The 12,035-nt window shown below is 68.9% G+C and carries 13 protein-coding genes; 4 read left to right on the top strand and 9 right to left on the bottom strand.

Going from position 1 to position 12,035, the window contains the following annotated elements; all coding sequences use genetic code 11:
• Positions 1–7: 7 nt before the first annotated feature.
• Positions 8–514 (bottom strand): prepilin peptidase, encoded by a 507-nt coding sequence (locus tag AB4Y80_RS05850; RefSeq protein ID WP_442212751.1) that lies wholly within the window; start codon positions 512–514, stop codon positions 8–10.
• A 263-nt stretch (positions 515–777) separates the two neighbouring features.
• Between AB4Y80_RS05850 and AB4Y80_RS05845 the strand changes: the two genes are divergently transcribed.
• Entirely contained in the window at positions 778–1,404 is a 627-nt protein-coding gene (locus AB4Y80_RS05845) for a hypothetical protein (RefSeq protein WP_442212615.1), read from the top strand.
• Between the two features lie 53 nt (positions 1,405–1,457).
• Here AB4Y80_RS05845 and AB4Y80_RS05840 read toward each other — a convergent pair whose 3' ends face one another.
• From AB4Y80_RS05840 to AB4Y80_RS05825, 4 genes are all read right to left on the bottom strand, one after another.
• Entirely contained in the window at positions 1,458–1,892 is a 435-nt protein-coding gene (locus AB4Y80_RS05840; protein WP_442212613.1) for a YbhB/YbcL family Raf kinase inhibitor-like protein, read from the bottom strand.
• A gap of 5 nt (positions 1,893–1,897) precedes the next feature.
• Entirely contained in the window at positions 1,898–3,280 is a 1,383-nt protein-coding gene (locus AB4Y80_RS05835; RefSeq protein ID WP_442212749.1) for a PhoH family protein, read from the bottom strand.
• A gap of 165 nt (positions 3,281–3,445) precedes the next feature.
• On the bottom strand, positions 3,446–4,096 hold the full coding sequence (locus AB4Y80_RS05830) for a YoaK family protein (protein ID WP_442212611.1): 651 nt from the start codon (positions 4,094–4,096) through the stop codon (positions 3,446–3,448).
• Between the two features lie 23 nt (positions 4,097–4,119).
• Positions 4,120–4,902 carry an isoprenyl transferase gene (locus AB4Y80_RS05825; RefSeq protein WP_442212609.1) on the bottom strand — a complete coding sequence of 261 codons (783 nt, stop codon included), beginning with the start codon at positions 4,900–4,902 and terminating at the stop codon, positions 4,120–4,122.
• Between the two features lie 152 nt (positions 4,903–5,054).
• Between AB4Y80_RS05825 and trhA the strand changes: the two genes are divergently transcribed.
• The gene (gene trhA / locus AB4Y80_RS05820) at positions 5,055–5,702 is read left to right on the top strand and encodes a PAQR family membrane homeostasis protein TrhA (protein WP_442212607.1); all 648 of its coding nucleotides are present in this window, start codon (positions 5,055–5,057) and stop codon (positions 5,700–5,702) included.
• A 33-nt stretch (positions 5,703–5,735) separates the two neighbouring features.
• On the opposite strand, the gene AB4Y80_RS05815 is transcribed toward trhA, so the two are convergent.
• From AB4Y80_RS05815 to mca, 3 genes are read right to left on the bottom strand one after another with little or no spacing between them, the layout of a single operon-like run.
• Entirely contained in the window at positions 5,736–7,949 is a 2,214-nt protein-coding gene (locus AB4Y80_RS05815) for a thioredoxin domain-containing protein (protein WP_442212604.1), read from the bottom strand.
• 9 nt (positions 7,950–7,958) lie between these two features.
• Positions 7,959–8,318 (bottom strand): hypothetical protein, encoded by a 360-nt coding sequence (locus AB4Y80_RS05810; RefSeq protein WP_442212602.1) that lies wholly within the window; start codon positions 8,316–8,318, stop codon positions 7,959–7,961.
• 55 nt (positions 8,319–8,373) lie between these two features.
• Positions 8,374–9,282 (bottom strand): mycothiol conjugate amidase Mca, encoded by a 909-nt coding sequence (gene mca / locus AB4Y80_RS05805; RefSeq protein ID WP_442212600.1) that lies wholly within the window; start codon positions 9,280–9,282, stop codon positions 8,374–8,376.
• Positions 9,283–9,424: 142 nt separating this feature from the next.
• On the opposite strand from mca, the gene AB4Y80_RS05800 reads away from it, so the two are divergent.
• Both AB4Y80_RS05800 and greA read left to right on the top strand, forming a co-directional pair.
• Positions 9,425–9,853, top strand: coding sequence for a DUF4307 domain-containing protein (locus AB4Y80_RS05800; protein WP_442212598.1), 429 nt, complete (start codon positions 9,425–9,427; stop codon positions 9,851–9,853).
• 204 nt (positions 9,854–10,057) lie between these two features.
• Positions 10,058–10,552, top strand: a complete 495-nt coding sequence (greA, locus tag AB4Y80_RS05795) for a transcription elongation factor GreA (RefSeq protein ID WP_442212596.1) — start codon at positions 10,058–10,060, stop codon at positions 10,550–10,552.
• A 114-nt stretch (positions 10,553–10,666) separates the two neighbouring features.
• Here greA and ilvA read toward each other — a convergent pair whose 3' ends face one another.
• Complete coding sequence (gene ilvA / locus AB4Y80_RS05790; RefSeq protein WP_442212594.1) at positions 10,667–11,905, bottom strand: threonine ammonia-lyase; 1,239 nt, start codon at positions 11,903–11,905, stop codon at positions 10,667–10,669.
• Between the last annotated feature and the right edge of the window lie 130 nt (positions 11,906–12,035).

Raw genomic sequence — 12,035 nt, 5'->3', positions numbered from 1 at the left:
CCTCACACTATCCGGGCACCAGGGCCATCACGGCCACCGCACCGGCCAGCATGGACGGGCCAAACGGGATGTGCGTCTTCACCGTGCCGCGCCCGGACACGACCAGGGCCAGGCCCCACAGACCGCCGACCACAAACCCGGCCGCGGTCCCGGCCACCACGTGCGTCCAGCCCAGAAAGCCCAGGTACAAGCCCAACACGCCGGCCAGCTTTACGTCGCCGTACCCCATGCCGGCCGGGTATGCTGCCCACATCAACCAATACAGCGTGCCCACGGCCAGGGCTCCGGCCAGGGCACGCCACAAGTACTCGGGCCGGCCGGCGGCCAGGGCGCTGGCGGCCAGCAGCATCCCGGCCACCGGATACGCCGGCAGCACCCAGCGGTTGGGCAGCCGGTGCGTGCGGACGTCGATGGCGCTCAAGACCACGGCCAGGCACGCCAGGTATGCCGCGGCGGCCAGGCACAGCACGAAGCCCGCCGGGCTGGCGGCCCACAGCTGTGCCAAACGTGTCACCATAGCGTGATGCTACGCCCCCGCGAGGTTGCTTTGGTCGCGGAGGGTGGCCTCCGGCGTAAGCTGTGGATATGGAGGGCCAAGCTTTTTCCGCTGACACTTTTCGCCATTTGTGCCGCTCGTCGCCGTGGCGGTGGCAGAGCCTGCGGTTCGAACTGCACCGCCGTGATGCCGGCCGGCAGGACGCCCGACATCGGCACGAGGCTCCGGACGCTCAAGACACCGCGGACACCGACGAAGCCACACGGGCGGAGACCGGGGCCATGAACTGCTGGGTCCGCCGCCCCGGCGCCCTGCGCGTGGAAACACTGGAGGGCCAGTTGCTGGCCAGCACCACCAAGATCAACGCATCCAAGGATTCGCTGTACATCAGCGGCAACCGGAAACCGTGGCTGCTGCGCCCAAGCCTGGTCAACCCGGTCAATGACGCCGACGGCTACGTGGTCCGCCGCCCGGAGGCGCTGTACGGCGAACCCGCTTACGGCTCGGGACGCTTTGCCGCAGCCCTTGACCCGGTGGAATTGGCCGGCGAGCGCCCCGTGCCCCTGGAGGCTCCGTTCGCCAACGTGGCCGAGATTACCGACATTGCCCCGGTCACCCATCACGGCCGGCCGGCCGTCGAGGCCATCCTGACCCGGAACCCGTCCTACAAGCCCACGTTCGCGGATGCACCCCTGCTCTACCCGGGAAGGACGGCCATCCGGATCGATTTGGGTACGGCCGTGTGCGTGGCCAGCCAGTCGCTGGACGGCGACACGGCCGGGGCCGGGCACTGGCTGGTCATCCACGGCATTGACGAATACATGCTCGACGACCTCTTTGAGGAGGTCAGCATGGGCCTGACGGACGTCCGGGCGCACATCCCCTGGGACCTGGGCCCCCACGCCTGAGCGCCGGCCCCGCACCGCCGGGTCCGGCACCGCCGGGCCCGGCAGGGCCGGCCTCAAATCTTGGTGAAGGCGCCCACGAGCACCGCTGTCGCCCCGGCATTGCCCTGCGCAGCCCGGGTGAACCCGTCGAGGTCGGCATCGGCGGGAACCTCGAGTTGGTCCGTCGTGAGAGCGTAAAGCCGGAACTCGTAATTGTGGGTGCCGGAGGGCGGAAACGGGCCGGCATAGCCGCGGTGCTCCCGGGTGCCGGGCGGCAGCGCCGCGGACGCGCCCCGGCGAAGCCCGCGGGCTTCGCCGGGCAGGCCGCTGATCATCCAGTGCACATAGCCGCGTGCGACCGGATGGGTGTCCACCACGGCCAGCGCAAAGGAGCGCGTGCCGGCGGGAACGTTGGTCCACTCCAGCGGCGGGGAAATGTTCTCGGTTTTCTTCCCGCACCAGGGCGGCATGGCGCCACCGTCGTCGAAGGCCGGTGAGGTGAGCTTCATGACCCCTACACCTCCGTCCGTTCCAGCATCTCCGTCACGAGCGCCGCGATGGGCGATCGTTCCGAGCGGGTGAGCGTCACATGCCCAAAGAGCGGGTGGCCCTTGAGGATTTCCACGACGGCTGCGACGCCGTCGTGGCGGCCCACCCGGAGGTTGTCGCGCTGGGCCACATCATGGGTAAGGACGATCTTGGAGTTCTGCCCGATCCGGCTCATGACCGTCAGCAGGACGTTCTTTTCCAGCGACTGGGCCTCATCGACAATCACGAACGAGTCGTGCAGGGACCGGCCGCGGATGTGGGTGAGCGGGAGCACCTCCAGCATGCCGCGCTGGAGGATCTCGTCGATGACGCGGGAGGAGACCACGGCGCCGAGGGTGTCGAAGACCGCCTGGGCCCACGGGTTCATCTTCTCGGCCTCGGATCCGGGCAGGTAGCCCAGCTCCTGCCCGCCCACGGCGTACAGCGGCCGGAACACCACCACCTTGCGGTGCTCCTGGCGTTCCAGCACGGCCTCCAGTCCGGCGCACAGGGCCAGGGCGCTCTTCCCGGTGCCCGCCCGTCCGCCTAGGGAGACGATCCCCACCTCGCGGTCCATCAGCAGGTCCAGGGCCAGGCGCTGTTCGGCGGAGCGCCCGTGCAGCCCAAACACCTCCCGGTCCCCCTTGACCAGGCGCACCTGCTGGTCGGCGCCGACCCGGCCCAGCGCGGAACCGCGGTTGCCGCTGATCACCAGGGAGGTGTTGATGGGCAGGGCCGCGGCGGCCGGGATGAGCACGGGCTCGTGGTTGTACAGGGCGGACAGTTCCTCCCCGGTCGCGTCAATCTCCGCCACGCCCGTCCAGCCGGAATCCTTGACCAGCTCATTGCGGTACTCGTCGGCCGTCAGCCCCATGGCGGAGGCCTTGACCCGCATGGGCACGTCCTTGGACACGACGGTCACGTTCTTGCCTTCATTGGCCAGGTTCTTCGCCACGGCCAGGATCCGGGAATCGTTGTCGGAGCCGCGGATGCCCACCGGCAGCACCTCAGCGGAGACGTGGTTGAGTTCCACCCGGAACGTCCCGCCGTCGTCCCCCAGCGGAATGGGCGTGCTCAGCCCGCCGTGCTTGGTGCGCAGTTCATCGAGCAGGCGCAGGGCAGTGCGGGCAAAATAGCCCAGCTCGGGGTCGTGCCGCTTCGCCTCCAGCTCGGAGATCACCACGATCGGCACGATCACCTCGTGTTCGGCGAAGCGCAGGATGGCCCGCGGATCCGACAGCAGGACGGAGGTGTCAATGACGTAGCTGCGCAGGTCCTGCGCCGCCCGGTTCGCCGGCTTCCCCCCTGTGCCAAGCCCGGCCGCGGCCTCCGGCCCGTGGAGGGGGGCGTTGTGCTGTTCGAAGTTCATCGTCTCAACCACGTCGACTCCAGCCTTCCGGGTTGTGCGTCGCCCGGAAATCAATAGGTACGGCGAGCGGAGTTGCCCTCCGTTAGTGCCTAAAGTACGCCGCTTCCGGTGGATATTCACGAGGCACGGCCGAGCAATTGGCCAACACCGGCCAAACGTTTGGCTTTAGGCGGTTGCGGCCACACGAATCTTGCTGTTGAGCACCATGACCACAACCAGCACGCCAATGGCCGCCCACAGGGCATTGAGGCTCCAGGCGTGGTAGGTGAACGCGCCCACAATGGATCCGCAGGTCAGCGAGAGCCACAGCGCCAGGTAGCGCACCCAGCCCAGTCGGCGCCCGCCGGTCAGCGCGGCCGCCATCTGCTGGCCCATTTTCACCAGCGTGCCGGTCATGTAGGTCAGGCCGATGCTGACCTCGCCGTCGCGTTCAAAGATCACGTTTTCCGCGCCCATGGCCAGCGCGATCACGGCCGGGGCCAGCCATCCGCCCAGCCCCAGGTCAAAGAGTACGACGGCGGCGGTCAAGGCCGCCGTGACGTACAGCAGGACCGTGAGGCGCTTGCGGGACGCGGCCAGGCGGCGCAGCACCGAGGCGGTGATGACGCCCAGCAGGAACGCGCCCACCAGGCCGAACGCCAGGAGGAAGCCGTGCCCGTCGCCGCCGGCCAGGGCGGCCCCGGCCCGGGTGGAGTTCCCACTCATGAAGGAGACGAAGTAGCCGCCCAGGTGGATGAATCCCACGGCGTCCACAAATCCGGCGGCCGAGGACAGGGCCGCGGCCATGGCGATTTCACTGCGGTGGTGGTGTTGCATGGGCCCCGTTTCCTAGCCGACGCTCAGCTGCCGAACCGGCGGCTGCGCCCGGCGTAGTCGCGCAGCGCCCGCAGGAAGTCGATGCGCCGGAAGGCGGGCCAGAGGGCCTCGCAAAAATAAAACTCGCTGTAGGCGCTTTGCCACATGAGGAAGCCGGAGAGCCGCTGCTCGCCGGAGGTGCGGATCACCAGGTCGGGGTCGGGCTGGCCGCGGGTATACAGGAACCGGGAGATGTCATCGACGGTCAGATTGTCCGCGACCTCAACCATGGTCCGGCCGGCGGCGTCGGCGTCGTGCAGGAGTTCGCGGACGGCGTCGACAATTTCGCGGCGCCCACCGTAGCCGATGGCCAGGTTCACGTGGATGCGTTCCTTGGCCGGGACGCGGGTGGTCAGGGTGGAGAGCCGGTCGGAAAGGTAGTCCGGCAGAAGCTCTGGTGCGCCCATGGCGTGGACGCTGATGTCGGCGTCGGCGTCGAGCAGGTCCAGGGTGTTGGCGATGATGCCCATGAGCTCGTCCAGTTCCTCGGGCGAGCGGCTCATGTTGTCCGTGGAGAGCATGTACAAGGTGACGACCTTGATGCCAAGATCCTGACACCAACCCAGGAATTCGAGGATTTTGTCCGCGCCGGCCTGGTGGCCCTGGCCGGTGGGGGCGTTGAACTGCTTGGCCCAGCGCCGGTTGCCGTCGACCATGACCCCGATGTGGCGGGGCACGGTGGCGAGGTCCAGGGATTTGCCCAGGCTGCGTTCGTAGTAGTCGTAGAGCAGTTTTGGCAGACGAACGGGCCGGGAGAACAAATGCATGGGGGTGCAACAGACCTTCCGGATCGTGGCCAGTCGGCCGGGGGAACTTGTTGGTTCTAGATTACCCGCCGGTTGCACAAATTCCGGACAGGCCCACCCCGCACACTTGCTACCCATGAGTAACTTATGGCCCGGTCGGCTATGCTCTACCCATGACATCCCCCGTGCCGGCCGAGCTGAAACCCAGCTGGCGTGGATGGCTGCACACCGGCATGGCGCCCCTGGTGTTGATCGCCGGGGTGATCCTGGTGCTGACCGCCCCCAGTCAGGGCGCCAAGGTCACCACCGTCATTTACGCGGTGACCGGCGTCATGCTATTTGGCACGAGTGCACTATATCATCGGGGCAATTGGCGGCCCCGGGCCAGGATGCTCCTGAAACGCCTTGACCACAGCAACATCATGCTGGTCATTGCCGGCACCTACACGCCGCTGTCGGCGCTGATGTTGCCGCGCCCCACCGCCGCCTTGCTGCTGTGGCTGATCTGGTCCGGTGCCGTGGGCGGGGTCCTGTTCCGCGTGCTGTGGGTGGGGGCGCCGCGCTGGTTGTACGTGCCCCTCTATGTGCTGCTGGGCGTGACGGCCGTGTTCTTCCTGCCGCAGTTTTGGGCTGCCGGCGCCCTGCCCACGCTCCTGATTTGCCTCGGCGGCATGTTCTACATCGCCGGGGCCGTCGTCTACGGCATGAAGAAGCCGACCCTCAGCGCCCAGCACTTCGGTTTCCATGAGTTGTTTCATGCCCTGACAGTGGCCGGATTTGCCGCGCACTTCGCCGCCGTGGTGCTGGTGGTTTTCGCCTAGTCCGGGCCACGGCCCCGACCGACATCCCCTCGCCTACGGCAGCAGGTCGCCCAGCTCCCGCACCTCGGCAACGGGCCGGGCGCACACCATCTCGCGGCACACGTATGCCAGCGGCATCGCCGCCGCGGAGTCCCCGGACGCGCCGGCACGGGTGCGATCCGCGAGCGCGCGGCCTTCCAGCAACGGAATGGGAGGGGCGCCGACCCCGTCCCAGACGGAGATCACCATGCCGGGGGACGGTGACCCCCAGGCCCGCCGCACCAATGCGCCGCGCGCGGTCCCGGCGGCACCGACGATGGCCGTCTCAACCGGACCCGCCATCATGGCCTGGGCCACCGCCAGCAAGCCGCCGGCGGCCCGCGGCGCCCGGCGCGTCAACTCCGGCAACGAGCCCACCAGGTGGTCGGCCAGGCGGCGGTGCTCCGTGGACCCCGTGTACGCCGCGGACGTGACCAGCGCACCGGCCAGCAGGGCCACCGGGCTGGCCGTGGCGTTGTCGAAGGGGTCGGCGTAGCGCGAGCCCGCCGGCGCCCCGCCCAGGGACGCTCCCGCGTCGGCGCTGTTGAAGACGGTGCCGTCGCCCAGGAACCGCCGCGCGGCCCCCAGCAGCGCCTGGGCAAACGCAAACCACTGCCCATCGGCCGTGGCGGCGTAGAGGGCGAAGTAGCCGTCGACGCAGGCCGCGTAGTCCTCCAGGAGACCGTCGATGCCGCGGGCCACGCCGTCGTGCGAGACGCGGCGCAGCACCTCCCCGTCCCAGTGCACCCTGCGCAGGTACTCGCCCAGTTCGACGGCGGCGGCCAGGTGGGCGGGCTCCCCCAGCACCATGGCGGCCTCGGCCAGGGCGGCCAGGAGCATGCCGTTCCAGGCCGCCACGACTTTGTCGTCCCGGGCCGGCATGGGCCGCCCGGCGCGCAGTTCGTGCAGGGCCGGGAGCAACAGCTCCCACGCGGCGCGATCGTCCGGCGTGAGCGCCCGGCCCGGGTGCAGCGGCGCGGACCCGGTGGCGGGGATGTTCATCGCGTGTGCGACGGCGGACGCCGCTCCCCCGGTGTCATCGCCAACCATGGCCGCCGCCCGCCCCACCTCTTCCCGCGTCCACCGATAGCTGGCACCCTCGTAGTGGGTGCCGTCGATGACGGTGTCGGCGTCCAGCGACGAGGCAAAGGAGCCGCCGGGGAGGCGGAGCTCGGCCAGCAGCCAGGCAATGGTGGCGTTGGCGGCGCGGCGGGCGTCGGCGGCCGGCAGCGGCACGGGTGGCGGCGCGGTGTGTGGTTCCTGCGCCGCCGGAGCCGTGAAGGCCGGCTGGTCCGGCTGGGAGTCGGCCAGCCGCACCCAATGCACCAGGGCGCGCAGCAGGCCGGCGTTGTCGTAGAGCATTTTCTCGTAATGGGGCTCGGACCAGTCGGCGGTGACGCTGTACCGGGCGAACCCGCCGCCCACCTGGTCAAAGAGGGCCGAGTTCACGAGTGCCCCGAGGGTCCGCCCGGCCAGGCCCCGCGCCGTGTGCGAGGACTCCCCGACGGCCGAGGCGGCATGGCGGATCAAGAATTCCAGGGCGGGCGTGGGCGGGAATTTCGGCGCCCGGCCCAGTCCGCCGTGCACACGGTCCTCGGCGTCGGCCAGGGCGGTGACGGCGGCCGCCGCGCAGGCGGCCAGGGACGTGGCCCGCTCCGGCGCGGACACGGCCACCGGCGACGACCCGCCCGCCATGGACCCGGGCAATCCGGCGTCCGTGCGGACCCGCCAGACGGGATCGGCCAGCGCGGCGGCGACGGCGCCGGCCGTGGCCAGGACGTCCTCCCGTCGTTCCGTCCAGGCCTCCACCACGGCGTCCAGGACCTGCCGGAACGACGGCCGGCCCGACGACGGTTGCGGCGGGAAATACGTTCCCGCATAGAAGGCCTGCCCGGCGGGCGTGAGGAAGACGCTCATGGGCCAGCCGCCCTGGCCGGCCAGGGCCTGGGTGGCCGCCATGTAGGCGTCGTCAACGTCGGGGCGTTCCTCACGGTCTACCTTGATGGCCACGAAGTGTTCGCGGAGGTAGGCGCCAATGGCCGGATCCTCAAACGATTCGCCCGCCATGACGTGGCACCAGTGACAGGCCGCGTAGCCCACGGACAGGAACACGGGGACGTTGCGCCGGCGGGCTTCGGCGAACGCGGCGTCGTCAAACGGCTGCCAATCGACCGGATTGCCGGCGTGCTGGCGCAGGTAGGCGCTGGGTTCGCCGGCCAGCCGATTCATGGCCAATCCTTACTTGGCGGACTTGTCCGGGGCGCCGCCGGGCGTCTGCGCACCGCCGGCGTCCGGGGCGTCCGCACGGTCGGGGGCCTGGGCGCCCGGGCGGGTTCCGGCGTCGTCCGAGACCACGGGAATGCCCGGCTGTTCGGCGTCCGGGCCGTGGGCCCCGCCCTCGACCATCTCACGGTAGCGGACGCGGCGAATGCGCTTGACCATGTCCCTGATCAGGAAAAACATGATCGCCACAATGAAGAACATGGCCAGGAAGCCCAGGAGGCCCGGGCCGATCTGGTCGTCGGTGAGCCCGGGCCGCAGCGTGGGCGTGGGCGCGGGCGGCGGCGTGGTGGCGGCGAGCAAAATCAATGTGTGCACAAGTCGTCTTTCATTTGATCCCCCAGGGCCCGATGCGGACGGGTTCAGTTACCATCTATCGTAGGCCAGCGAAGAGGTCGTTTTCGGGCAGGGTGGTGGGCACCCGGGAAACGATCAGCGAATAGTCCTCCCACGGCCACACCTTGCGCTGCATCTCGGGGCTGACGGCGAAAAAGAACCCGTCGGGGTCCACCTGGGTGGCGTGCGCGCGGAGGGCGTCGTCGCGTTTTTCAAAGAACTCCCCGCAGTCCACCTGCGTCGTGGTGGGGTGGGACCCGGCCGGTGGCGTGTGCCCCTCCGAATCGGCCTCCAGCCAGCTCGCCAGCCGCTCCGCGTACGGGGACGCCAGGCCGGCATCCTGCAACGCAAAGTGCAGGGCCCGGAAACGCTGGGGGTTGAAGGCCAGATCGTAGTACAGTTTCAGCGGCTCCCACGCCTCCCCGGTCCCCGGGTAGCGGGTTGGGTCACCGGCGGCCCGGAACGCCTCCACGGCCACCTTGTGGGCCATGATGTGGTCCGGATGCGGGTAGCCGCCGTTTTCGTCGTAGGAGACAATGACGTGCGGGCGGAAGCGGCGCACCAGGCGCACCAGCGGTGCCGAGGCGATCTCCACCGTTTTCAGTGCAAAGCAGCCGGCGGGCAGGGCCGGGCGCGGCTCGCCCTCCGGCAGGCCGGAGTCCATGAAGCCCAGCCACTGGTGGCGGATGCCCAGGATTGCGGCGGCCCTGGCCATCTCCAGCCGCCGCGCCCCGCCCATGTCACGGCCGGAATGCGCATCCCCCACCAGGGACGGATTTTGGATGCCGCCGCGCTCCCCACCGGTGCAGGTGGCCACCATGACCTCGGCCCCGGCGGCAAGGTAGCCGGCCATCATGGCCGCGCCCTTGCTGGCTTCATCGTCCGGGTGGGCATGCACGGCCAAGAGGCGAAGTGGTTCGTTGGCGGGCGCCGCATTGGGGGTCACTGGGCTACCTTCGATTCTGCTGGTCTAAAATGGGGCGGAAAACTCGTGCTGGAATGAACGCTAAACTGGTCGCATCCGATTCACCCCGCCAGTGGGGCGGACCGCCGCGGCCGGACCGCGGACCAAGACAACAGTGGACGCAGTGACAAATTCTCATTCTCCAGCAGCTACAAGCGTAGCCAATCGATACGGCACGCCCAAGCGAACGCTCACCAAAAGGGCCAAGGCCATCATACTGACCCTGGTCGGCGTGCTGGCCCTCGCCTGGATCCTGTGGGTCACCGTGGGCGCCAACAGCGGAGTCAGCCAAAAGTTGATCAGCTACCACGTTGCCGACTCCACCATGACGACCATCGAGCTGGCCGTGACCAAGGATCCCGAGGCCACCGCCGCCTGCGCGCTCCAGGCCTTGAATTCCACCTATGCGGTGGTGGGCTGGAACATTGTCACCGTCGGCCCCGACGCCGACGCCGGCAGTGCCGGCGCCCGGACGACGGCGGTGCACGGCGAAGTGCGCACCGACTCACTGGCCGTCACCGGCATCGTGGACAGCTGCTGGATCGTGCGGTAGGCGGAACACGCGCCGGCATGATTCTTGGGTTTATCCGCCTTATTGACTAAACTGGCCTGTATACCTTTGCCCCGCTTGGTCAACCAGTGTTGTTCTGCGGATGGAAATGCGGCCCTCACCCGACGGCCGCTTTCCTGATGCGGACCGCCGCCGGAACCGCCGTCAGCGGGGTCTTTGCTTTTTTGTACACTCAAGGAGAACAACGTGCCTACCACTAACAGTGCGTCCGCAGCCTGGCTGACCCAGGAAGCCTTCGATCGTCTCCAGGCAGAGTTGGCGCAACTTTCCGGGCCCGGCCGGGCCGAGATTGTCAGCAAGATCGAGCAGGCCCGCTCCGAAGGCGATCTGAAGGAAAACGGCGGCTACCATGCCGCCAAGGATGAGCAGGGCAAGATCGAGGCCCGCATCCGCCAGCTGAGTGAACTCCTGCGTGACGCCCAGGTGGGCGAGGCACCGGCCGACGACGGCGTCGTCGAGCAGGGCATGGTGGTGGTGGCCAACATCGCGGGCAACAAGACCCGGTTCCTGCTGGGCAGCCGCGAGGTGGGCGCCGCGGAAATGGACGTCTTTAGCGAGCGGTCCCCCCTGGGCGGCGCCATTCACGGCCACAAGGTGGGCGACAAGCTCAGCTACATTGCCCCCAACGGCAAGACCATTGACGTGGAGATCCTTGAGGCGACCCCGTACCGGGAGGCGTAGTCCGCCGGCCCCGTGAGCCCGGCAACTGGCCCGCATTAGATGTCGAAAAATCGCGAAATTTCGTGAATTTTCGACATCTAATGCGGGCCAGTTGCGTAAGCCAGCCGGTGCGGCCTAGTGGACGACGATCGGCTGGAACCCCTCGGCGCGCAGGGCGGTCAGGACATGCTCGCAGTGCTCGTGGCCCTTCGTCTCCAGGTCCACCGTGATGGAGACGTCGCCCATGCTGATGGACCCGCCCACGCGGGTGTGGTCCACGCCGGTGACGTTGGCGTCGTTTTCGGCGATGATCCGGGAGATGGTGGCCAGCGAACCGGGCCGGTCGTTGAGCATCATGCGCACGGTGAGGAACCGGCCGGCGGCGGCCAGGCCGCGCTGGATGACCTTGAGCATGAGCATCGGGTCGATGTTGCCGCCGGAGAGGATCACCGCCGTCGTGCCGGGATTTTCAATCTTGCCTTCCATCAGCGCCGCCACGCCCACCGCGCCGGCCGGCTCGACCACCATCTTGGAGCGTTCCAACAGGAAGATCAGCGCCCGGGCCAGCGAGTCCTCGCTGACGGTGATGACGTCGTCGACCAGCTCACGGATGATCGAGAACGGGATCTGCCCGGGCCGGCCCACGGCAATGCCGTCCGCCATGGTGGAGACCCGCTTCAGGGGCACCAGGGCGTCGGCGGCCAGCGACGGCGGGTAGGCGGCCGCGTTTTCGGCCTGCACGCCGATCACCCGGATCTCCCGGCCCAGCTCCCTGGCCCGGGCCTTGACCGCCACGGCGACGCCGGCAAGCAGCCCGCCGCCCCCCACGCCCATGACGATCGTGTCCACGTGGGGCACCTGCTCGAGGATCTCCAGGCCGATCGTGCCCTGCCCGGAGACGACGTCGACGTTGTTGAACGGGTGCACGAACACGGCCCCGGTCTCGTTGGCATACCGTTCGGCCTCGGCCAGGGACTCGTCGACATTGAAGCCGTGCAGGACCACCTCGGCGCCGTGCCCCCGGGTGGCGGCCAGCTTGGGCAGCGCCACGCCCACCGGCATGTAGATGCGGGCCTTGATGCCCAGCGCCTTCGCGGCGACCGCCACGCCTTGGGCGTGGTTGCCGGCCGAGGCGGCCACGACGCCGCGGGCCCGGTCCGCGGCGGACAGCCGGGCCATGCGGGTGTACGCGCCGCGCACCTTGAACGACCCGGCGCGCTGGAGGTTCTCACACTTGAAGAACACCTCCGAGCCCGTCATCCGCCCCAGCGCCCGCGAACTTTCCACGGGGGTGAGCGCAATAATCTCCCGCAATAACTCCCGTGCTGCTTGAACATCGACAAGGGTGACGGGAAGATTGCTGGTTGCGTTCACTGAACTTTCTCTTTCTGGTTGCTGTTGTAAAAAGAAGGGACGAAGGTCCGGGCCGCCCGAGGCGCCCGAGGCGCCCGGGCCGCCCGAGGCGGGGGCCGGATTACCCCGGCTGGCTGGGTGGGGGCAGGGC

Origin of the sequence: Specibacter sp. RAF43 (assembly GCF_052114065.1) — a bacterium.
Taxonomy (GTDB): domain Bacteria; phylum Actinomycetota; class Actinomycetes; order Actinomycetales; family Micrococcaceae; genus Specibacter.
Note: the sequence above shows the minus strand (reverse complement) of the source record. Positions and strands in the feature narration are given on the sequence as shown.

Bases quoted from the DNA above. Each gene is read 5' to 3' on its own strand.
- AB4Y80_RS05845 (WP_442212615.1), top strand. From the start codon at position 778: ATGAACTGCTGGGTCCGCCGCCCCGGCGCCCTGCGCGTGGAAACACTG.
- AB4Y80_RS05840 (WP_442212613.1), bottom strand. From the start codon at position 1,892: ATGAAGCTCACCTCACCGGCCTTCGACGACGGTGGCGCCATGCCGCCC.
- AB4Y80_RS05835 (WP_442212749.1), bottom strand. From the start codon at position 3,280: ATGAACTTCGAACAGCACAACGCCCCCCTCCACGGGCCGGAGGCCGCG.
- AB4Y80_RS05830 (WP_442212611.1), bottom strand. From the start codon at position 4,096: ATGCAACACCACCACCGCAGTGAAATCGCCATGGCCGCGGCCCTGTCC.
- AB4Y80_RS05825 (WP_442212609.1), bottom strand. From the start codon at position 4,902: ATGCATTTGTTCTCCCGGCCCGTTCGTCTGCCAAAACTGCTCTACGAC.
- trhA (WP_442212607.1), top strand. From the start codon at position 5,055: ATGACATCCCCCGTGCCGGCCGAGCTGAAACCCAGCTGGCGTGGATGG.
- AB4Y80_RS05815 (WP_442212604.1), bottom strand. From the start codon at position 7,949: ATGAATCGGCTGGCCGGCGAACCCAGCGCCTACCTGCGCCAGCACGCC.